This is a genomic window from Nonomuraea sp. NPDC049419, assembly GCF_040676995.1.
GTDB lineage: Bacteria > Actinomycetota > Actinomycetes > Streptosporangiales > Streptosporangiaceae > Nonomuraea > Nonomuraea salmonea.
This window is the reverse complement of the sequence record NZ_JBFAQB010000001.1, coordinates 623,386-644,763: the sequence shown is the minus strand read 5'-3', so window position 1 is coordinate 644,763 and position 21,378 is coordinate 623,386. Positions and strand designations below refer to the sequence as shown.

18 protein-coding genes and 1 other RNA gene are annotated in these 21,378 nt (G+C 71.3%); 4 read left to right on the top strand and 15 right to left on the bottom strand.

The features are described 5' to 3' along the window. Nucleotides 1-964 precede the first annotated feature (964 nt). Both AB0K12_RS03115 and AB0K12_RS03110 read left to right on the top strand, forming a co-directional pair. The gene (locus tag AB0K12_RS03115; protein WP_364555186.1) at nucleotides 965-2,395 is read left to right on the top strand and encodes an AMP-binding protein; all 1,431 of its coding nucleotides are present in this window, start codon (nucleotides 965-967) and stop codon (nucleotides 2,393-2,395) included. Between the two features lie 20 nt (nucleotides 2,396-2,415). Beyond that, nucleotides 2,416-3,489 carry a trypsin-like peptidase domain-containing protein gene (locus tag AB0K12_RS03110; RefSeq protein ID WP_364555185.1) on the top strand — a complete coding sequence of 358 codons (1,074 nt, stop codon included), beginning with the start codon at nucleotides 2,416-2,418 and terminating at the stop codon, nucleotides 3,487-3,489. 178 nt (nucleotides 3,490-3,667) lie between these two features. Here the strand turns inward: AB0K12_RS03110 and AB0K12_RS03105 are convergent, their stop codons facing one another. The 5 genes from AB0K12_RS03105 to AB0K12_RS03085 all read right to left on the bottom strand — a co-directional run bounded on the left by AB0K12_RS03105 (nucleotide 3,668) and on the right by AB0K12_RS03085 (nucleotide 10,235). Next, nucleotides 3,668-4,222, bottom strand: a complete 555-nt coding sequence (locus AB0K12_RS03105; protein ID WP_364555184.1) for an OmpA family protein — start codon at nucleotides 4,220-4,222, stop codon at nucleotides 3,668-3,670. Next, nucleotides 4,206-4,829 (bottom strand): hypothetical protein, encoded by a 624-nt coding sequence (locus AB0K12_RS03100; protein WP_364555183.1) that lies wholly within the window; start codon nucleotides 4,827-4,829, stop codon nucleotides 4,206-4,208. Before AB0K12_RS03100 ends, AB0K12_RS03105 begins: the two co-directional genes overlap by 17 nt. Nucleotides 4,830-4,904: 75 nt before the next feature. Next, on the bottom strand, nucleotides 4,905-7,679 hold the full coding sequence (locus AB0K12_RS03095) for a BTAD domain-containing putative transcriptional regulator (RefSeq protein ID WP_364555182.1): 2,775 nt from the start codon (nucleotides 7,677-7,679) through the stop codon (nucleotides 4,905-4,907). After that, nucleotides 7,676-9,244, bottom strand: a complete 1,569-nt coding sequence (locus AB0K12_RS03090) for a serine/threonine-protein kinase (RefSeq protein ID WP_364555181.1) — start codon at nucleotides 9,242-9,244, stop codon at nucleotides 7,676-7,678. Before AB0K12_RS03090 ends, AB0K12_RS03095 begins: the two co-directional genes overlap by 4 nt. Before the next feature lie 28 nt (nucleotides 9,245-9,272). Beyond that, nucleotides 9,273-10,235, bottom strand: a complete 963-nt coding sequence (locus AB0K12_RS03085) for a GlxA family transcriptional regulator (protein WP_364555180.1) — start codon at nucleotides 10,233-10,235, stop codon at nucleotides 9,273-9,275. 98 nt (nucleotides 10,236-10,333) lie between these two features. Between AB0K12_RS03085 and AB0K12_RS03080 the strand changes: the two genes are divergently transcribed. Beyond that, nucleotides 10,334-10,759 (top strand): hypothetical protein, encoded by a 426-nt coding sequence (locus AB0K12_RS03080; RefSeq protein WP_364555179.1) that lies wholly within the window; start codon nucleotides 10,334-10,336, stop codon nucleotides 10,757-10,759. Here AB0K12_RS03080 and AB0K12_RS03075 read toward each other — a convergent pair. From AB0K12_RS03075 to ftsE, 9 genes are all read right to left on the bottom strand, one after another. Further along, on the bottom strand, nucleotides 10,704-11,867 hold the full coding sequence (locus AB0K12_RS03075) for a hypothetical protein (protein ID WP_364555178.1): 1,164 nt from the start codon (nucleotides 11,865-11,867) through the stop codon (nucleotides 10,704-10,706). The two genes, AB0K12_RS03080 and AB0K12_RS03075, sit on opposite strands and share 56 nt — an antisense overlap. Beyond that, nucleotides 11,864-13,270: a hypothetical protein gene (locus AB0K12_RS03070; RefSeq protein ID WP_364555177.1), complete on the bottom strand. Its 1,407-nt coding sequence runs from the start codon at nucleotides 13,268-13,270 to the stop codon at nucleotides 11,864-11,866. The genes AB0K12_RS03075 and AB0K12_RS03070 overlap by 4 nt, the downstream gene beginning before the upstream one ends. A gap of 121 nt (nucleotides 13,271-13,391) precedes the next feature. Next, nucleotides 13,392-13,991, bottom strand: a complete 600-nt coding sequence (locus tag AB0K12_RS03065; RefSeq protein ID WP_364555176.1) for a hypothetical protein — start codon at nucleotides 13,989-13,991, stop codon at nucleotides 13,392-13,394. Further along, nucleotides 13,988-14,872 (bottom strand): hypothetical protein, encoded by an 885-nt coding sequence (locus AB0K12_RS03060; protein WP_364555175.1) that lies wholly within the window; start codon nucleotides 14,870-14,872, stop codon nucleotides 13,988-13,990. The genes AB0K12_RS03065 and AB0K12_RS03060 overlap by 4 nt, the downstream gene beginning before the upstream one ends. A 153-nt stretch (nucleotides 14,873-15,025) precedes the next feature. Continuing rightward, nucleotides 15,026-15,409: a transfer-messenger RNA gene (ssrA, locus tag AB0K12_RS03055) on the bottom strand. Between the two features lie 435 nt (nucleotides 15,410-15,844). Further along, nucleotides 15,845-17,710 carry a penicillin-binding transpeptidase domain-containing protein gene (locus AB0K12_RS03050; RefSeq protein WP_364555174.1) on the bottom strand — a complete coding sequence of 622 codons (1,866 nt, stop codon included), beginning with the start codon at nucleotides 17,708-17,710 and terminating at the stop codon, nucleotides 15,845-15,847. Nucleotides 17,711-17,738: 28 nt separating this feature from the next. Continuing rightward, complete coding sequence (gene smpB / locus AB0K12_RS03045) at nucleotides 17,739-18,206, bottom strand: SsrA-binding protein SmpB (RefSeq protein ID WP_345396689.1); 468 nt, start codon at nucleotides 18,204-18,206, stop codon at nucleotides 17,739-17,741. Between the two features lie 47 nt (nucleotides 18,207-18,253). Continuing rightward, entirely contained in the window at nucleotides 18,254-19,165 is a 912-nt protein-coding gene (gene ftsX, locus AB0K12_RS03040) for a permease-like cell division protein FtsX (protein ID WP_364555173.1), read from the bottom strand. Between the two features lie 20 nt (nucleotides 19,166-19,185). Further along, nucleotides 19,186-19,875, bottom strand: a complete 690-nt coding sequence (gene ftsE / locus AB0K12_RS03035; protein ID WP_091079803.1) for a cell division ATP-binding protein FtsE — start codon at nucleotides 19,873-19,875, stop codon at nucleotides 19,186-19,188. A gap of 202 nt (nucleotides 19,876-20,077) precedes the next feature. On the opposite strand from ftsE, the gene AB0K12_RS03030 reads away from it, so the two are divergent. Further along, entirely contained in the window at nucleotides 20,078-20,272 is a 195-nt protein-coding gene (locus AB0K12_RS03030) for a hypothetical protein (protein WP_364365386.1), read from the top strand. Here the strand turns inward: AB0K12_RS03030 and prfB are convergent. Next, on the bottom strand, nucleotides 20,255-21,373 hold the full coding sequence (gene prfB, locus AB0K12_RS03025; RefSeq protein WP_364555172.1) for a peptide chain release factor 2: 1,119 nt from the start codon (nucleotides 21,371-21,373) through the stop codon (nucleotides 20,255-20,257). The genes AB0K12_RS03030 and prfB overlap by 18 nt on opposite strands. Between the last annotated feature and the right edge of the window lie 5 nt (nucleotides 21,374-21,378).

The window sequence follows — 21,378 nt, the reverse complement described above, 5'->3', positions numbered from 1 at the left end:
ACACCCTGCACCGGCTTGGCGTCAGGCTTGGTGATGGGCGCAACCTTTCGCCCAAGATCCTGCGAGGGCACCGAACGCGGCGCCCCACGCCGCCCCGGCTCCTCCTGCGCCGCAGCCCCTTGCCCAGCCTCAGCCCCCGCCGCAACACCCTGCGACGCGGCCGAACCGCCAGCCCCCTGCCCGGAACCAGCACCCTTGCCCGGAACAGAACCTTGAGCCGACCCCGCGCCACCGCTCGAGACCGCGCTCTTGCCCGGTGTCGCACCCTTAGCGGGGGCGGCGGGCTTGCCTGAGGGGGCACCTGGTTCGGAGGCCGCTGGTTGTCCACCGCTCGGGCCCGCAGCCTTACCGGCCGGAGCGCTCTGGGCCGGGCCCGCACCACCGCTCTTGCGCGGCGCCGCACCCTCAGCCGAGGCGGGCGCCTTGTCCGAGGCCGTGTCCTTAGCGGCACCGCCACCCTTGCCCGGCCCGCCTGCCTTCCCTGGCGTGGCACCCTTGCCCGGTTCGCCAGCCTTCCCTGGCGTGGCGCCCTTGCCCGGGGCGGCAGCCTCACCCGGCGCCGCACTCTTACCCGACGCCGCGCCCTTCCCCGCTCCAGCGCCCTGCCCAGAACCGGCGCCCTTGGGCCGGGCTGCAGTTTCGCCCGACGCCGTGCCCTTACCCGGTGCCGTGCCCTTCGCCGAAGCGGCGCCCTTGCCCGGAGCCGCATCCCCCGCCGGCCCGGAGTCCTTGGCGGGGGACTTGGGGTCCTTGGTCGGGGTGGAGGGCTTGGAGCCGGGGGTCGGGAGGGAGATTTTTACCGTTTCCTCGGCGGGCAGGACGATCTTGCGGAACGGGGTGGTGGGTGGGTCATACGTAGGTGTCTGCTCGCCGTCGTCCGCCATGGCCATGAGGTTACGTCACCGGCGAGCACGATATTTCCCCTATTCCCCCAGCAGAATCTAATTCTGTAATGTCAGCGAACATGAGGGGTTTCTACGAGATCGCCGCCCACGACCCAGAACGCCCCGCCCTCCTCGGCGACCAGGGCACGACCTACGGCGCGCTGCTCGACCGCGTCAACCGCGCCTCCAACGGCCTGACCTCGCGCGGCGCGGGACCGGGCGACTGCGTGGTGACCGTGCTGAAAAACGGGCTCGACGCCCTGACGATGATGCTGGCGACGTACCAGATCGGCGTCTACCTCGTCCCCGTCAACTGGCACTTCACCACCGAGGAGATCGACTACATCGTGGCCGACTGCCAGGCCAAGGCGGTGATCTCCCCGGACGCGCTCACGGTGCCCGAGCTGATCGAAGGCCGGCCCGCCACGCCACCGCCGCTCCGCAAGGCGGGCTCGATGATGCTCTACACCTCCGGTACGACAGGCCGCCCCAAAGGCGTCCGCCGCCGCCTGCTGGACCTGACGCCGGAGGAGCTGTACCCGATCCTCATGCGCAAGAGCTGGCGCCACTTCGAGCTCCCGATGGACGGCGTGCACCTGGTGTGCTCGCAGCTCTACCACTCGGCCCCGTACGGCCAGGCGATGATGGCGCTGCAGTTCGGGCACGCGATCGTGGCGCCGGAGCGGTTCGAGGCCGCCGCCACGCTGGAGCTGATCGAGCGGCACCGGGTGACGAACGCGTTCATGGTGCCCACCATGTTCCACCGCATGCTGGACGTACCGGACAGGGAGAAGTACGACCTGTCGTCCCTCACCCACCTCTACCACGGCGCCGCCCCCTGCCCGCCCGCCACCAAGAAGGCGATGATCGACTGGCTGGGCCCGGTGCTGTGGGAGTACTACGGCTCCACGGAGGCCGCGGTGGCGACCATGGTGTCGTCGGAGGAGTGGCTGGCCAGGCCGGGCACGGTGGGCAGGGCGCTGGACGGGATGACGTTCACGATCATCGGCGAGGACGGCGAGGAGCAGCCCCCGGGCTCTCCCGGCCTGGTCTACATCGGCGGCATCAACCGGTTCGAGTACCACGGCGACCCCGGCAAGACGGCCTCGACGATGCGCGGACGCGCGTACACGCCGGGCGACATCGGCTACCTCGACGAGGACGGCTACCTGTTCCTGCTGGACCGGCGTACCGACCTGATCATCTCCGGCGGGGTCAACATCTACCCGGCGGAGGTCGAGGCGGCGCTCCTCGAACACCCCTCGGTGGCCGACGTCGCCGTGATCGGGGTGCCCGACCCGGAGTGGGGGCACAAGGTGGTGGCCCTGGTGCAGCCGGCCGCCGGGGTGAGCGCGGGGGACGAGCTCACGGCCGAGCTGCTGCGCCACTGCGCGCCCCGTCTCGCCAGGCTCAAGCACCCCCGGGTGATCGAGTATCGCGAGTCGCTGCCCCGCACCCCGACCGGCAAGCTCAGCAGGAGAAATGTCAGGGAGGCGTATCTTTTGGGGTGAGCTGGGCAGTTCACCTTCCCATGAGGGAGATCGCCGCAGGACTGGCCGCCGCCGCAGTGCTGCTGACAGGCTGCGGCCCTCCCCCGACCACGACGGGCGCCACCACGCCCACCGCGACCAGGCCCACCTCGCCGTCCCCTGCGACGTCCCATCCCGTCGCGCCGCAGGGCCTGGAGGCGGCGTACGAGAAGGTGATCGCGGACGTCCTGCCGTCCATCGTGCAGATCAACACGAAGGTCGGGCTCGGCTCGGGCATCGTGTTCGACCGCAGCGGACACATCGTCACGAACGCCCACGTCGTCGGCCAGGCCACGCAGATGACCGTCACCATCGCCACGGGTGGGGCGCCGCGGTCGGCCCGGCTGGTCAAGTCGTTCCCCGCGGGCGACCTCGCGGTGATCAAGGTGGACAAGGCGGACGGGCTGCGGCCGGCCAGGTTCGGCGACTCGTCCAAAGTGCGGGTCGGACAGATCGTGCTGGCCATGGGCAACCCGCTCGGGCTGTCCGGCAGCGTGACGAACGGCATCGTCTCCGCACTCGGCCGTACGGTCAGCGAACCCCAGGACCCCGGCTCGCCCGGGGCCACGATCGCCGGCGCCATCCAGACCTCCGCCGCCATCAACCCGGGCAACAGCGGCGGCGCGCTCGTCGACCTGTCGGGCAGCGTGATCGGCATCCCGACCCTTGCCGCCACCGACCCGCAACTGGGCGGCGGCGCCGCGCCCGGCATCGGCTTCGCCATCCCGAGCAACACGGCCACCGACATCGCCCGCCAGATCGTCAAGAACGGCAAGGTCACCAACAGCCACCGCGCCGCCCTGGGCATCCGCGGCAGCACGGTCATCGGCTCGGACGGCCAGCCCGCCGGGGTCGGGGTGGCGAGCGTCGAACGCGGCGGCGGCGCCGAGAAGGCCGGCATCCGGCCCGGCGACGTGATCACCTCGATCAACGGCAAGCCCACGAACACCATGGCCGCCCTGGCGGAGATCATCACCACCCTCCGGCCCGGCGCCCGCGCGAAGGTGACCCTGATCCGCGCCGACGGCACCGACGAGACCGTCACCGTCACCCTCGGCCAACTCCAAGCCGACTGAGCCCGGCTCACCACTCCACGGCGCCCGAGACGGCGCCCGAGACGACAGCCGAGACGGCGCCCGAGACGGCGGCCCGGCCCGCCGGCCCTTGGGGCTCCGGGTTGCCGGCCCTCGGCGCGGCCCCTCGGGGCCGTCGCCCTCGATCAGCCATGCGCGAGCCCGCTGACGGGGCCGGGGGTCACTGTCCGGCGGTGAAGATGATCTCGACGCGGCGGTTCTTGGCGCGGTTGGCCTCCACCGGCTTGCCGTCCACCACGTTCGGCAGTTTGGGGCGGCTCTCGCCATACCCCCGCGCCTGGAGGGTCACGCCGGCGTCGGTGAGCAGCCCGCGCATGGCCCGCTCGACCGACTGGGCGCGGCGCAGCGACAGCGAACGGTTGTAGGCGTCGGTGCCCTGGTCGTCCGTGTGCCCCTCGATCTTGACGACCCCGCCGGCCCCCTCCGTCCGCACCTTGCGCGCCACCTTGGCGAGCCGGTCGCGCGCCTTGGCGGCGAGCTGCCACTTGTCGAGCGCGAACAGCACGTCGCTGGTCACCGCCACGGTCACCTGGCGCCCTTGGGTGGTCTCGCTCTCGGTGCCGTCCATGGACTCGACCTCGCCGATGATGTCCTCGACCGGCAGCACGAGGTCCTCGACGACCCCGGTGGCGTCGGCGGGCACGCTGGGCGGGGGCGTCGGCGACAGCGCGGGCAGCAGGGTGACGGCGAGCGCGACGCTAAGAGATCGGAACATCGCTGAGCACGCCGATCATCGGCATCTCGACGTTGACCTTGGTGACGTCGGGCGGCGGGGCGGCGAAGACGGCGTACAGCGTGGACGCCTCGCCCGACTCCAGGAACTGCCCCTGCGTGCCCGAGCACACGCACTCGGCGTCCTCGCTCGTGCCGTTGCGCGCCACCCGGTAGCGCTTGGCGTTGACGGGGTCGATCAGGGAGACGTTGGAGACGGTGAAGTCGAGCGCCGACCTGCCCATGCCGTTGTGCAGGTTGACCTTGCCGTCGGTCGCGGTGACCGTCCAGGTGAGGCTGACCGTCTTGCCCTGGCGGCGCAGGGAGGTGATGTCGACCCGGGCGGCGCCGTACATGTCGCCCGCGCCCGTCTTGGCCTCGCGGGTGGCGATCACGGTGGTGTCCTGGGCGGGCGCCTGCTGGGCTGACCCGGTCGACGTCTGGGACGGCGCCTGGGTGGGCGTCTGGGTCGGCTGGGCTTGCTGGGCGGGCTCCTGGGCGGCGGTCTGCGTCTGCCGCTCCTCGCCGCCACCGGCGCCGGGCGGGCCGGGGATCATGCCGCAGCCCGCCAGCGCGAGCGCCGCGACAGCCGGCGCGAACAACTTTCGCATCGTGTGGTCACCTTCGTCGTCGGGGGTTGTGGGCCTCACCTTAGGGAGGCGGCGTTCAGTATCCGCATAGTCGCGTCACATGCGCAGTTCACGCCGCTTCTGAAGCTCGTGTGCGAGCCGTTCTGCCTCGGCCCTGCCCTGGCCATCGCCAAGAGCGTCAAACTCTGCCATAGCTCTCATAACGGTCTCAACCGCCGCGTCGAAGTCGCCCACGGCCGTCAGCACCTCAGCCAGCACCAGCAGCGCCACCGCCTCGGGCAGCCGGTCGCCCAGCCGCCGGTTGACGCGCAACCGCCGCTCCACGCACTCGCGCGCCCGCGCGATCCGCCCCTCCCGCAGGTGCAGCCTGCCCAGGTCGAGCAGCGCCTCCGCCGCACCGCGCGGATCACCCAGCTCCTCGTACGCCGCCAGCCCCGCCCCCAGCATCCCCTCGTCCCCGCGCAGGGCGCCGAGCGCGCGCAACGCGTCCGCCCGTCCCCGCCGGTCGCCCTGCTCCTCGAAGACCTGCAACGCCCGGACGAACGCCCGCTCCGCCTCGCCGCCCCCACCGGGACGCGCCGCGTGCACCAGGCCGAGCCTGAGCGTGACCCGGGCCAGCTCCAGCCCTTCGACCAGCGGCTGGGCCGCCCGCAACGCCGCCGCGGCCGGCTCCGTACGCCCCTCGGTCCTGTGCAGGTCGGCCAGGCCGCGCAGCAGCAGCGCCTCGCCCTCCCGGTGCCCTGCGGCCCTCGCCGCGTCGAGGCCGGTGGCGGTGGTGGCGTGCCAGTCGTCGTGGTGGGCGCCCAGCGCGAACAGCGGCGTCAGGTAGAAGGCCAGGCGCCAGGCGGCCTCGTACAGACCTGACTGGAAGAAGTCGTGCACGGTCGCCACCAGGAAGCGGCGCTCGGCGCTCAGCCACCGCGCCTCCTGCCGCAGCCGGCCCGTCTCCAGGCCGGCGGCGGGCGGGCGCACCTCGGTACGGCCGGTGCCCGGCTCCGCCGGGAGCAGCGCGGCCCTGGCCTGCCTGGTGCGCTCCAGGATCTCGCCCGCCAGCGAGGCCAGCACCGGGCCTGGACCGCCGTCCTCCTCGGCCAGGCGTTCCGCGGCGTACAGGCGGGTGAGGTCGTGCCAGCCGTACCGCTCCTGGCCTGCCTCGTCGAGCCCGCGCGACTGCAGCAGCCCCGCCTCCACCAGCGGTTCCAGGTCGGCGCCCGCCACCCAGGGCGCGAAGTCCCGCGCCGACAGGGCGCCCAGGCGGCGCAGCAGCAGCCGTTCGGGGTCGGGCAGGCCGCGGTAGCCCAGGGCGAGGCTGCCGCGTACGGCGAGGTCGCCCGCGCTCAGCTCGTCGAGCCTGCGCCGCTCGTCGCCGAGCCGGCCCGCCAGGTGGTCGAGCGTCCAGCCCGGCCTCCTCGCCAGCCGGGAGCCGGCGATGCGCAGCGCCAGCGGCAGGTGGCCGCAGAGCCGGACGATGCGCAGCGCGGCCTCAGGCTCGGCCTCCACGCGCTCGGCACCTGCCACGCCCGCGAGCATCGCGACGGCCTCGTCCTCGTCGAGCAGGCCCAGCTCGTACGCCCGCGCCGCCTCCAGCCCGGCCAGCGGCGACCGGCTGGTGACCAGGGTGATGCTGCCCGGCCCTGTGGGCAGCAGGGGGCGCACCTGGGCCTCGTCGGCGGCGTCGTCCAGCACGACGAGCAGTCGGCGCCGGGCGGTCGTGCTGCGGTAGAGGCGCACCCGGTCGTCCAGCCCCGGCGGCACCGCGCCGTCGGGGCAACCGAGCGAACGCAGCAGATCCTCCAGCACCGCACCGGGAGGGCGGGAGCCGAGCGCGGCGTACAGGCGGCCGTCGGGGCGGTCGAGCACGGAGGCCGCATGCACGGCCACCGCCGACTTCCCGCACCCCGGCGGGCCGTGCAGCACGAGGTGGACGGGTGTGGTGGCGTTCTCAGCCGCCGTCCGCGCCATCCAGTCGAGCACCTGCCGCCGCCCAGCAAAGTCGGAAATGTCCGGCGGCAACTCATCCACCCACCCGCCACCCGGCCCCACAGGAAAGCCCCTATGTCCGACGGGAAACCCGCCCTGACCGCTGGGGAAACCGCCCTGACCGCCGGGAAACCCGCCTTGACCAGCGGGGAGACCGCCGTAGCCAGGCGGGTGATCGCCATTGAGGACCCGCTGGTGGGCGGCCACCAGCTCGTCGCCCGGCTCCAGCCCCAGCTCGTCCACCAGCGTCCGCCGCGCCTCCTGGTACGCCCCCAGCGCCTCCGACCGGCGCCCCGCCTGGTGCAGCGCGTCGATGAGCCGCACCCAGGCCCGCTCCCGCAGCGGATGGGCACCCGTCAGCGCCCGCAACTCCCCCACCACCTCGGCGCCCCTGCCAAGCTGCAGATCCAGCTCGACCCGCTCCTCCACGGCGGTCAGCCGCAGCTCCTCCAGCGGCACCCCGTACGCCCGGCGCAGCACCGACGACTCCACCCCGGCCAGCGCCTCCCCACGCCAAAGCCCGAGCGCCGTACGGAACTCCTCGGCCGCCCCCGCCACCTGCCCCGCCGCCCGCGCCCGCCGCGCCTCGGCGACCAGCCGCTCGAACCGGTGACAGTCCACGTCGTCCGGCTCGACGTCGAGCAGGTAACCACCGGCCACGGTACGGATCCCGGCCACCAGCTTGCGCAGCGCGCTGACGTACACCCTGAGCACCGACTCCGCCGAAGCCGGCGGCCGGTCGTCCCACACCGCCGACAGCAGCCGCTCGACCGGCACCTGCTCGCCCGCCGACAGCAGCAGGGCGGCCAGCAGCGTACGGTGCTTGGCCGGGCCGGGCGACTGCCCGCCGTCGATCCGCAGCGGCCCCAGCAGGCCGAAGCGCACGCTCACGTGCCGGCCACCGGCCTGGCGGCGAACGACTCGAAGCTCACGTGTACGGTCTGGCCGGGAGCGGACGCCGCATGCACACCCGCCTCGCCAGGCCCGTACGGGGAGTCGCCGTCGGACACCTGCGCGACCAGCTGCTCGTTCACCCACAGCCGCAGCCCGACCGCGTCCCCACCGCTCCCGCACTCGGCGACGACCCGGTAGGCGGCCGTCTTCGGCACGGCAGTGGGCCCATAAAGGGTGACGCCGTCGGTGCCCGTACGCCGCTTGACGATCGACACCTTGCCCATGCCGTCAACCCCGAACTCGTACCGATCACCCGACCGAGCCGACCCGTGACACCACACGCCATACGCACCGGCCCCGCTTCGCAGCCTGGCGGTGGCGCTGACGACCACACCCTCCTGCGGCTCCGCCACGGGCGCCGACTTCCACAACCGCCACCCAGGCTTGACGCTCAACTCATAACCAGACCCCGCCGGCCGGGCACTCCCGCCCTCGGACACCCCGGTGTCCCAAGCCTCGAACCCGGCCTCATACGGCCACCGAGGCGCAGCAAGCACCCCAGGCAACGTCACGCCTGCAACGACCCCGGCAACCACCACCCCACCGGCCACCACCCAAGGCCATCGCCGCCACCGCGCTCGCCCAGAGGGAGCAGCCTTGGAGGCCGCAGCACCTCCTGGGGCCGCACCCCCAGAGCCCACACCAGCCGCCCCGCCGGCCGCCGGCGCTACTGAGCCGGTCCATGTCCGTTCCACGACCTCGGTGGCCGCCGCCAGCCGCGTCCCCCCGACCAGGTCACCCAGCAGTTCCTGAGCGGATGGCCGCACCCGGGGATCCTTGGCGAGGGCCCGCCGCACCACCCCCTGGATCCCCTCGTCCAGCCCGTCCAGCCGGGCCTCGTCCTGCGTGATCCGGTACAGCACCTCGGCCGGCGCCCCGCCGCCGAACGGCAGCCGCCCCGTACCGGCGAACAAGATCACCCCGCCCCACGCGAACACGTCCGCGGCGGGCGTGAGAGGCTCGCCGCGCACCTGCTCGGGCGACATGAACGCGGGCGTCCCGAGCATCGCCTGGCTGGCCAGGCTGTCGTGCCCGGCGAGCTGCGCGATGCCGAAGTCGATCACCTTGGGCCCGAGCGGCGACAGCAGCACGTTGGCCGGCTTGAGGTCACGGTGGATGACCCCGGCCCCGTGGATGGCGCTCAGCGCGGTGGCGATGCCGACGGCCAGCGCCTCCAGGTTGCCGCCGGACAGCGGCCCCTGCTCGCGCACGGCCCGCGCCAGATCGGGCCCTTTGACGTATTCGGTGACGAGGTAGACCACGTCGCCGTCGAGGCCGGCGTCCAGCACGGGCGCGGTGCAGAACCGCGCCACCCGCCGCGCCGCCGCCACCTCGCGCTCGAAGCGCCGCCGGAAGGCCGGATCCCTGGCCAGCGCCGGGTCGATGAGCTTGACCGCGGCCAGGCCGCCGGTCGGCGTGGTGGCGAGGTGGACCTCGCCCATGCCGCCCCGGCCGAGCAGGCGCCGCAGCGCGTACCCGCCTATGACCCGGTCGTCGTTCATCGCAGACACATTAGCCAGATCCGGGCACTCACCCGGCGGCTTGCGACAACCGGTAGCGGGACGGCGAGATGCCGTACCGGTCGATGAAGGCCTGCCGCAGCGTCTCCGCGGAGTTGAACCCGCAGCGCGTGGCGACGGCGGCCATCGGCAGGGACGTGGTGGCGAGCAGGTGGGCGGCGGCCTCGGTGCGGGCCTGGCGGACGTACCGGCCGGGGGTCTGGCCGAGGTGCTTGAGGAAGAGCCGGGTGAGGTGCCGCTCGCTGACCCCGGCCTCGGCCGCGAGGGTGGCGGTGGCGAGGTCGTCGCGCAGGTGGGTGGAGATGTGCTGGACGATCCGCCTGACCAGGCTGTTGGCGGGCGAGGGCGGCTCGACGAACATGCTCATCTGGGCCTGGTTGCCGGGCCGCTGGAGGTAGGTGACCATGTTCCTGGCGACGGTCCTGGCCAGCTCGGGGCCGTTGTCCTCCTCGACGAAGGCGAGCGTGAGGTCGAGCGCGGCGGTGATGCCGGCGGAGGTCGAGACGTTGCCGTCGCGGATGAAGATCGGGTCGGGGTCGACGGTCACCCCGGGGAAGCGGCCGGCCAGCACGTGCGCCTCCTTCCAGTGGGTGGTGGCGCGCCGGCCGTCGAGCAGCCCGGCGGCGGCCAGCACGTACGCCCCGGTGCAGACCGAGGCCACCCGCCTGCTCTCCCTGGCCAGCCGCCTGACGTGGGCGACGACGAGGGGGTTGGCGGCGGCGTCCTCGTGGCCGATGCCGCCGGAGATCAGCAGCGTGTCGAGCGGCCCCGTGACGCGTTCGAGGGCGAGCTGCGCGTCGAGCCGGAGGGCGGTGCCGGTGGTGATGGGGTGGCCGCCGGGGGTGGCGACGCGGTATTCGTAGTACGGTAACGCGCCGTGCCAGTTGGCGCTCTCCAGCGTCGTGGTGACGCAGGCGATGTCGAGCAGCTCGGCCGCCTCGTACGCCACCACGACGAACCGTCGTCGATCCATGGCACGACTGTAGGTCCGAAGGACAAGGAACCCAAGTATCCGGACCTGCCGGACGGCTTCCCTTGGGCCCCGCCACCGCTGAGGGCGACAGTCGAGGCATGACGACGACGACCACCACCACCACCACCTCCACGCCCACGGGGCGCCGCTGGGGCAGGTTCGCCCTCCACTACGTCGAGATGATCATCGCCATGTTCGCCGGCATGCTCCTCATCGGCATGCTCCGCTCCGCCGTCGGCCTCGGCGTCTCCCTCGCCGAGCAGCCCGAGCTCTGGTACCTGGCGATGGCGTTCGACATGTCCATCGGCATGGGCGCCTGGATGCGGGTGCGCGGGCACCGCTGGGCGCCCACGCTGGAGATGTGCGCGATCATGTTCGCGCCGGCCGTGCCGCTCTTCCCCCTGCTGTGGACGGGCGTCATCGACGGAGACGTGCTCATGCTCGTCTCGCACGTCGGCATGTTCCCGCTCATGCTGGCGGCGATGCTGCTCCGCCTCGACGAGTACGCCGGGTGCCGTCATTGAGCGCCTTGCGGTAGCCGTCCAGCACGTCCTGCCGCAGCAGGTGCCCGAACCCGGCCCGCCGCAGCCGCATCCCCAGCATGGGCTCGCTGATGCGCAGCGCGGCGGCGGTCTCGCCCATGTGCCAGCCGTGCGCGGCCAGCTCGCTCAGCAGGTGGCCGCGCCTGACCTGCGCCTCCGACAGCCGGAACGTCTTCAGATACGCCGTACGCCCCTCGCCGTCGCTGATCATCTCCCCGATGTGGTTCTCGGCCTTGCGCTCGAACGCGGGCAGGAACCGGCTCAGCGTGAACCGGCCCATCCGGTAGACCTCCTGCACCCGCTCGGGGGCGCGGAGCAGCCCGGCCGCCATCACGGAGTCGTGGAAACCGGCCCACTCCCGCTCGACGCGGACGGCCGCGGCCCGCAGGTCGGCCAGTGAGGAGATCGCGGCGGCGTCGAGCGTGCCGGTGAAGTCGCGCGCCGGGAAGAACAGGGCGTACTCGTGGATGAGGTCGCCGTACATGTCGCGGACGAGCGTCGGGTGCAGCGCCCGGTAGTCCTCGGGATGCGGCGCCACGAACGCCGAGGCCAGCGTGTCACCGGCGTAGAGCAGCAGCCCGCACTGACCGGGATGGATCTCGAAGACCTTGAGCGCGTCCTCCAGGCCGCGCACCTCGGCCCCGCTGTAGGCCTCCTCGACCCGCGGCGACAGGCCGTGCCGCAGCGACTCGCGCGACCACTCCTCCCACGCCAGCTCGGGGCCACCGAAGCAGAGCGCGAGGAAACCCTCCATGGCCAGGTGCAGCGGCAAGAAGCGCAGGCGGTTCTTGTCGGCCCTGCGGGCCATCCTGCGCCTGATCCTGATCGGCACGTGCCGCAGCGGCTGCCCGAGCTGGGTGCCGTACGCCGCCGCGGGGGTGCCGTCGCCGGTCCACGACGCGACGAACGCGTGCGGCACGTACGCGGTGTAGAGCGACCTGTCGGGCAGCGCGACCACGGTGGGCTCGTCGCCGTACACCTTGGCGTGCAACCGCAGGTCCTCGATGGGCGTGCGGCGGACGAGCGGCACCAGCCGCAGGGCGCCCCAGGTCTGGGCGGGCCGCGTCTCCAGCCCGGTGAGGTCGATCATCGTGCCTCCAGCGCGGGTGCCGCCCGCTCCGCCAGGTACGCCCGCAGCTCGGCCGCCCCGCTCCGCCCCTCCGCGAACCTGGCCAGCTCCACCAGCGCGGGCAGGTCCTCGGCGTCCCTGATGCCGGCGGTCGGCACGACCGGGGACAGCCGCCGTACCTCGAAGTGCTCGGCGTCGTAGACGGGGTTGAGGTGCACGATGCCCACCTCGCCGGCCGGGTCGAGCGTGCGCCGCCACACTCGCAGCACCTCGGAGGCGAGGCCGGGCGGCGCGTTGTCCCAGCCGTCGGAGACGATGACGAGCAGGTCGGGCCGCTGCTCAAGGGCGTCGATGACGCGCCGCCCGAGCGGGGTCGGCCCGGTCGGGCGGACCTTGAGCGGGTCGGCACGGCCGGACAGCCACAGGGCGCGGTAGTCGCCGGCCAGCGCCTCCAGCAGGTAGTGGCAGGCCAGCGCGACCGCGAGCGGCCGGCGGCGCTTCTCGGGCGAGCCGAAGGAGGAGAAGCTGTCGTCCAGCACCGCGGCCACCTTCCCCCAGGTGCCGGCGCGCGACCCCGCCGCCCTGGCCGCCGACGCCCGCAGCGCCGCGACCAGCTCGTCGCGCCGCCGCTCGCGGACGTCCGCCGCCAGCGACAGCACGTAGGAGGCCACCCTGACCAGCGGCAGCGCGGCCAGGTCAGCGGCGGTGCCGGTGCGGGTGCCGGCGCGCTCGGCGGCCCCGCTCAGCCGCAGCCGCTCCAGGCGGGTCAGCCGGGGCGCGATCGTCTCCAGGAACGCGGCCCTGTCGACGCCGTGGCGGGCGGCGAAGCCCTCGGCCACCGTGTACGGCAGCTCGTACAGGGCGTTCTTGTCGTAGTGGGCCCGCCGCCACGCCTCCAGCACGGGCGTGTCGTAGTGAGCCCGGCGGAACGGCGTGAACAGGAAGTCGCCCAGCTCCCCCGGCAGCTCAAGGTGTGCGTGCCGGACCGCGGACCTGACCCCCGCCCGGTACTTCACCGCGTCGAAGGCCAGGTCGGGCCGGGCGGCCAGCCAGTCGCGGACGAGCGCGCGGGTGCGCCGGTTGTTGACGCCCGCCCGCCGCAGCTCCCTGAAGAGCCGGTAGACGCGGGGCGGGCTCATCCGGCCGAGCCGCCAGGCGATCAGCCGCGCCTCGTGGCCCACGCCGCCCTTGCGCCGCAGCAGCCCCGCGATGATGAGGGCGGCGTTGTGGTCGTTGATGTCGAGGGCGAGGGTGGCGGCGTACAGATCGGGATAGTTGGTGTGGATGTAGTCGTGCAGGAAGCTCAGGGAGAGGCGCTGCCGGCCCGCCTCGCTGTGGAACTCGCGCTGGCCGGTCGCGGTCATCGCGGCGTTGGCGAAGAGCAGCACGTCCTCGCACTCGATCAGGTCGGCGTAGGTCTCCATGGCTCCCCGGGACGGTCGCGGAGCTGGCCGGGGAATGGGGGCGCGAGCTGCGAAGAGTCGCGGTACAGGCGGTTTCCGGAAGTCGCACCGGAGTCCCGCGGCCAGCCCGTCCGGAACCCTACTACCGATCCGGCGCGTATCTCGCCTTGATTTCTCCGAGCTTGACCTGCCTGTCGCGGATGTCGGTGATCAGCACGTACGCGACCAGCAGCAGCCCCAGGCAGAGCACGTCGGCCGCCCACCACGGGATCTCGGCGAGCAGCAGGTAGCCCTGCCCGTCACTGAGCTCTCTGATCACCACCGTGACCACCGCCACCACGACGGTGACCAGCGCCCACGTCCACCAGCGCGGCAGGCTGCCCTTGTTCCACAGCCGCACCCGCCAGTTCATGAACACCGTGAGCACTCCCAGCAGCGCGCAGAACCCGATCAGCCACCACGGCAGCGCGAACGCGGTCTGCTCGGAGATCTGCTCCTTGGTGGCGCGCAGCTCCGCCTCGGCGGCCCGCCGCGCCTGCTCCGACTCCTCAAGCTTGCGTTCGAGCTGCGCGATGGTCTGCTGGCGGCGCGGCGGCTGCGCGGACTCCTCAGTGGGCAGCATCCGCGCGACGACCGTCAGCATGATCGCCACGAAGGACAATGCCAGCACGATCGCCATGAACAGGTCGATGAACCGCAGGTCGAGCGGCGGCGCGAACGACCGGCTGGCCTGCTTCCTCACTGCTCCCTCACCAGCGTGTACTTCTGCGGCTTGCTCTCGGCGGCGCTCTGCCGCTCGACCGCCGTGCGCAGCGCGTCCAGCCCCTTGATCAGCTCCTCGGTCCTGTCACGCGACTGCGCCAGCTCCTGCGTCAGGCCGCGCAGCTCGGACCCGGCGGGCGCGGCCGGCGCCGCGCCCTTGCCACCGGGCAGCCGGGCCAGGTAGATGAGGAACACCTCGTCGGCCGCCGCCACGCCGGCCCGCTCCGACCGCTCGATCAGCGTCATCGCGCCGAACGCGAGCACGCTCAGGAACAATGCGATCATGGTGACGCCGAACGCGGAGGCCAGCTCGGGCAGCACGTGCTGCTTGAGCGCGGTGATCAGCACGCCGGGGTCGCCACGGCTGTCGAGGGCGCTGGAGAACGAGCCGACCATCGCGGCCATGGTGAGGGCCGTGCCGATGAAGCCGAAGACCGGCAGCGCCCAGATGAGCGCGTGGTCGATGTGGTGCTTGTTGGCCATCTCACCGTCGTCGAGCGCGGAGCGGGCGGTCAGCACCGCCTCGGCGTCGCCACCGGCCTCCGCGGCCTCCCTGAACAGCCGCAGACGCTTGCCGACCAGCGTGTCATCGCTCGGCCGCACCGACTGCACGCTGGCCGCGGCGCGCGCCGTCGCGGCCGCTTCGCGGCGGATGTCCGGCACGGCCCGCACGATCCGCAGCACGGTGGTGAGGAACACCGCGAAGATCAGCGTCACCACCAGCTCTGCCGCCCCCGGCGCCGTGGTCGCCCCCACGAACTGCAACAGCTGCCGGACCATCCCCGTCATCAGCAAAACCGCTGACACCAGCAGCCCCACCAGCGGCGCGAACACCGAATGGCGCCAGTCGAACCTTGACACGCTTCAACCCCACTCCAGCACAGAAAAATGTCAGAGCAACACCTTGGCACACGTAGTGCAATGAGTAGTGACGGAGTGGCAGATCTGTGACCAGACCGGTCCTTAAACGCACGAAAGCCCGGCTCCCTACGGGAACCGGGCCTGTCGCGAGACTGGTGGAGGTGGCGGGAATCGAACCCGCGTCCTTCAACCTCAAGTCAGGGCTTCTCCGGGCGCAGCCTGCTGTGCTTTTCTCAGCCCCGGCGATCACGCAGGCGAGTCGCCGACGGGCTCAGCCACTGTTTGCTTTCCCGCTCTCCCCCGTGGCCGGGTCGAGCGGTGGAGCCTTCTAGCGATGCCAGATCCCGGGCCGAAGGCGCTCCCGGGCTGACAGTGGTTTCGCTGCTTAGGCAGCGAGCGCCAGGGAGTCCCTGGCAGCCACAGTGCTCTTGGAATTGGCACTTGTTGTTTGCGGTCACAGGATTAACGAGGTTATGTCCGCAGTCCTCGGCCCGCTTCACCTGGCTTGCAAGGCCAAAGTCGAAGCCAGTCACCCCCTGTGCAGTTGTCAACCGTCACCGCCGACCCCGCGAGGGGCGGCGCAACAGGAATGTACATCGGACAACACCCTCGGCGCCAACTTAATTCCCACGGCGCCATCGCCCCCACACATGCCGAAACCCCCGGGAGCCCGGCACTGAGGCACGTGCTCCCGGGGGCCGACCGGCAGGGTCGAGCCGGTCCGGACGGCAGGACTTCCCCCGAGATGAAGTCCTGTCTCATCACGGCGACTGGGACCGCAACCCCCCGAGCGGGCCCAGTCACTCAGTAAGACGCGACCGGCCACCCGGATGGTTGCTCACCGTCCGGACATTTTCACACTCAGTCCGCAACACCGCCGACAGCGCCACTCACAGCGCCACTCACAGCGCCACTCACAGCGTCATTCGGCGGCGCCGTTCCCGGCGTCATCCCGGCGTCATCCCGGCGGCGTCAGTTCGCGAGGCCCGCGAAGAAGTCGCCCGCCACGGCCCTGGCGTCGTGGTTCTTCGCCAGCACCGCGATCGCCACGTTGCCCTGCCAGCCGACCCACCAGGTCATGCCCTCGGGGGCGGTGGCCGCGATGCCGTAGACCTTGCCCTTGCCCGCCTGCGCGGGCGTACCGGCCGCACCGGCCCGCATCATCGTCTGCAGGGTCGCGCGCACCTTCGGGTCGAGCTGCTGCGGCGCGGGCTGGGTGACCGGCGGCGCCGTGGCGGTCGCGTCGGGCGTCCTGGGCTCGGTCACCAGCACGGGAGGCCGCCAGGTGCCCGAGGCCACCGCCGCGGCCACCAGAGCCATGCTGAGCGGGCTCACCTGGACGTTCTGGCCCGCGATGGCCTTGGCCTTGTCGGCGTCGCTGGACAGCTTCGGCAGCTTGCCGCTGAACGACTTCAGCGGCAGCCGCCACGGCTGCTCCAAGCCCAGCGTCTGCGCGCTCTTGAGCAGCCCCTCGGCCGAGACGCGGCGGGCCAGCGAGGCCAGCGCGGTCACGCAGCCCTTCGCGAAGTTCTCCTGGAACGTGGCCGACGCCGGCAGCGGCGTGCTGTTGGCGGCGTTGGCGAACTTGGCGCCGCCCACCGTGCGCTCCTGCGGGCAGGCCAGCCGCTGCTTGGGGCTCACCTGCTCCTTCAGCAGCGCGTCGGCCGCCACGATGGAGAACGCCGTGCCGGCCGGGAACTTGCCCGCCAGCGCATGGCGCTCCTGGTGCAGCCCCTTGGTGCCGACCGCGAGGATCTCGCCGGTGTCGCGCTGCACCGCCACCAGCGCGCTGGTCTGGGTCTCGGCCACGGCCTGCTCGGCCGACGCCTGCGCGGTGCGGTCGATCGTGGTCTTGACCGAGACGTTCTGCCGCCCGCGCCACTCCTCGAGCTGCGCGACCTGCCGGCCGGTCTTGAGGTCGAGGGTGATCACCTTCGTCTCGGTGGACCCCGTCAGATAGTCCTGGTACGCCTGCTGCAGCCCGCTCCTGCCCACCGAGTCGCCGGCCCGCTGCGGCCCGCCTAGCTTCTGCTCGGTCTCGGGCGTGAGCGCGCTGACCGTGCCGACGATCTGGCGAGGTGCGTCGGGGTTGACCGGCTGCTCCTGCGCGTCGATCTCGATGCCGTCGATCGCGCTCAGCTTGGCCTGCATCGACTGGTAGCGGGAGCGTCCGAACGTCACCAGCGGCACGAACTTGTCGGGCGGCGACGACCTGACCCGGCTCAGCAGCCGGTCTTGGGCGTAGCCGGTGACGTCGGACAGCTTGGCGACGACCTCTTCGGCCCGCTCGCCCAGCTTGTCGGGGACGACCCCGGCGACGTAGAGGACGGTGTCGCTCTGCAGCGGGTCGTTGGCCCGGTCGAGGACGGGCTGGCGCGGCTTGGGCTCGGTGTCGACCGCGAAGCGCTGGCCCTCCTTGAGCTGGGGGTGCAGCACCGAGGGCGACCAGCGGACCTTCCAGGCGCCGTCGACCAGGTGGAGCGGGAGCTTGCTCTCGTACTCCCAGAGGGGGTTGTTCTCCCCCAGGTCGACCTCGGCGTGGAAGTCGGCCGTGGACTCGTCGCCGGCGACGCTGATGCCCGTGATCTTGAAGCGGAAGGAGGCGGCGTCGAGCTCGAGCTTGGCGTCCTCGAGCGCCTTGCGCACCTTGGCGGGATCGCCGTCGGTGCGGCCGGCGGCCAGCTCGTAGTCCTCCGACTGCCAACCGACGAGGAAGTCGCGCACCGCGTCGTGCGGCGACGACTCCTCGAAGCAGCCGGTCAGGGTGGTGCTCGCGACCGCCAGCGTGGCGGTCGCGGCCAGGATGCGGCGGGCGCGCCGCATCGGTCGGCCTCTCATCGATCGCATCGGTCGCAGTGCCGCCGTCTCATCGGTTGCGGTAGCGCAGCGCGCGGGCCATCTCCCGCTTGGCCTGCTGCTCCGCCAGCGACTGCCGCTTGTCCCAGTCTTTCTTGCCGCGCGCGAGGCCGATCTCGACCTTCGCCCTGCCGTCCTTGAAGTAGAGGGTCAGCGGCACGATCGTCAGCCCGCCCTCCTTGGTCTTGGCGGCGAGCTTGTCGATCTCTTTCCTGTGCAGCAGCAGCTTGCGCTTGCGCCGGGCCGTGTGGTTGGTCCACGTGCCCTGCGAGTATTCGGGAATGTGCACATTGAGCAGCCACGCTTCGTTGCCGTCGATCATGGCGTAGCCGTCGACGAGCGAGGCGCGGCCCTCGCGTAGCGACTTCACCTCGGTGCCCTGCAGCACGAGACCCGCCTCGAAAGTGTCCTCGACGTGGTAGTCGTGCCGAGCACGTTTGTTCTGGGCGATGACCTTCCGCCCGGTCTCACGTGGCATGCTTCGACTTTACCGGCGCCCGGGGTGCCCGGCGCCCATGCGCACCGCTACACCCTCAGATAGCGACGTAGCGTCACGAACGAGGCCAGGATACAGATCACGACACCGATGATCATGGTGATGGTGATCGTCTGGGCCAGGTCGTTCCAGCCGAGCTGAGCCGTCGCGCCACCGAAGAAGCCGACGATCTCCTCGAACAGGAACACCTTCGCGCAGATCAGGATGACCGCCGCGAACACCCCGCCGACGAGGCCGGCGATGACGCCCTCCATGACGAAGGGCAGCTGGATGTAGAGGTTGGAGGCGCCGACCAGCCGCATGATGCCCGTCTCACGGCGCCGGTTGAACGCCGACAGCCGCACCGTGTTGCCGATCAGCAGCGCCGCCGCGAGCACCAGGATGATGGCGACCGTCAGCGCCGCGAAGGCGAGCTTGTCGAGCATGGCGAAGAACGGGGCGATGAGCTGTTTCTGGTCCATCACCTGGGCCACGCCCGGCTGGCCCGTCACGGCCTGGATCACCGGCTGGTAGTTGTCGGGGTCCTGGAGCTTGATCCGGAAGGACTGCGGCAGGTCTTCGACCTTGGTCGCGTCGACCAGCGCCTTGTTCGTGGACGAGAACGACTGCTTGAAGTTCTGGTAGGCGTCGGCCTCGTCCTCGAAGAACACCTCCTTGACGCCCTTGGTGCCCTTGATGTGCGTCTCGAGCGCCTTGATCTGCGCGGGCGTGACCGCCTTGCCCTTGCAGTCCGGTATGGCCGTCCCCTTCTTGCACAGGAAGACGGAGATCTCGACCTTGTCGTCCCAGTAGCCCTTCATCAGGCCGACCTGGGTGTTGATCATCAGACCGACGCCCAGCATCGCCATGCCGACCGCCACCGTGATGATCACGGCGATCGTCATGGTCAGGTTGCGACGGAGGCCGATCCAGACCTCGGAGAAGATGAAATTCGCCCGCATGTCTTGTCTGCAGCTCCCTGTCAGTACGCCTGGCCGTACACGCCACGCGACTGGTCACGGACGATCTTGCCGTCCTCCAGCTCCACGACACGCTTACGCATGGAGTCGACGATGGCCGCGTCGTGCGTGGCCATGACGACCGTGGTGCCAGTCCTGTTGATGCGGTCGAGCACCTTCATGATGCCGATGCTCGTCGCGGGGTCGATGTTGCCCGTGGGCTCGTCGGCCAGCAGGATCATCGGCCGGTTGACGAAGGCGCGGGCCATGGCGACGCGCTGCTGCTCGCCGCCGGACAGCTCGTCGGGCATGCGGTGCGCCTTGCCTTCGAGGCCGACCAGCTCGATGACCTCGGGCACCACCTTGCGGATGAACCGCCGCGGCTTACCGATGACCTCGAGCGCGAACGCCACATTCTCGTAGACGTTCTTGTTCGGGAGCAGCCTGAAGTCCTGGAAGACGCAGCCGATGCGGCGGCGCAGGTGCGGCACCTTGAAGTTGGAGAGGCGGGCCAGATCCTTGCCGGCGACGTGGATCGCGCCGGAGTTGGGCCGCTCCTCCTTCAGGATCAGACGCAGGAACGTGGACTTGCCTGATCCCGAGGGACCGACGAGGAACACGAACTCACCCTTGTCCACGTCAACGGATACGTGGTCGAGGGCGGGCCGGTTCTGGTTCGCGTAGACCTTGGTGACATTATCGAAATGGATCACGAGAGCATCACGGCATGCCAGTCTAGGGGTCAGGACGGAAGCGAGGGTGGCATATGCCCACTTCCCGCCGGGCGACCATCGGTTACGTCTTCTTTACTGATGATCGACGTTCCGATTGGCCAGACGACAGTCTAGGGGGAAGACTGGCATGGAACGTCCATAACGGAAACAAAACGATTGTGCGGCTAGACTTGGGGCTGTCATGAGTTGCGAACACCTCGTATGCGCGCAGTGCGCCCACCCCGTGATCGAGGGACGCTGCCCCCTGTGCCGCGCCAACCGGGAGCGGATGCACAACCACGGCTTCGCCGGGCTGTCACCCGCCCTCATCGGCCTGCTGCTCGTCGCCCTGCTCCTGCTGACGCTGGCGGCCGAGCACCTATTGCTCGGCGCCTGACTCCTGGCGCCGCATCCACCGGATCTCCGACTCGATGAACTCGTCGAGGTCGCCGTCGAGCACCGCTGACGGGTTGCCGGCCTCGGTGGCGGTGCGCAGGTCTTTCACGATCTGGTAAGGGTGCAGCACGTAGTTGCGGATCTGCGTGCCCCACGAGGTGGTGGAGGCGCCGCGCAGCTCCGACATCTTCTCGGCCTCCTCCTGCCGCTTGCGCTCCAGCAGCTTGGCCTGCAGCACGTTCATCGCCGTGGCGCGGTTTTGCAGCTGGGAGCGCTCGTTCTGGCAGGAGACCACGATGCCGGTCGGCAGGTGGGTGATGCGCACCGCGGAGTCGGTGGTGTTGACGCCCTGGCCGCCCGGGCCGCTCGACCGGTAGACGTCGACGCGGATCTCGTCCTCGTTGATGTCGATGTGGTCGGTCTGCTCGACGACGGGCACGATGTCGACCCCGGCGAACGAGGTCTGCCGCCGCCCCTGGTTGTCGAAGGGGCTGATGCGGACCAGCCGGTGGGTGCCGTGCTCGCCGCGCAGCGTGCCGTAGGCGTAGGGGGCCTTGATCGTGAACGTGGCCGACTTGATGCCGGCCTCCTCCGCGTAGGAGGTGTCGTAGACCTCGGTCGCGTAGCCCTTGCGCTCGGCCCAGCGGAGGTACATGCGCAGCAGCATCTCCGCCCAGTCGGCCGCGTCGACGCCGCCGGCCTGGGAGTTGATCGTGATGAGCGCCTCGCGGGCGTCGTATTCGCCCGACAGCAGCGTGCGGACCTCAAGGGCGCCGATGTCGGAGCGCAGCGACTCGAGCTCCTTGTCGGCCTCGGCGCGCGTGTCGTCGTCGGCCTCCTCGGCCGCCAGCTCGTAGAGGACCGCCAGGTCGTCGAGGCGCCTGGCGACGCCGTCGACCCTGTTGAGCTCGCCCTGGAGGTGGGAGAGCCGGCTCGTCACCTTCTGGGCCTGGTCGGGGTCGTCCCACAGGTCGGGGGCGGCAACCTGCTGCTCCAGCTCCTCGATCTGCTTGCGCATCGCGTCGAGGTCGAGCACGTCCTGGATGCTGCGGAGCGTGCCCCGAAGCTCGTTGATCTCTTCTGCCGGATCGATGCCTGCCACGTCTC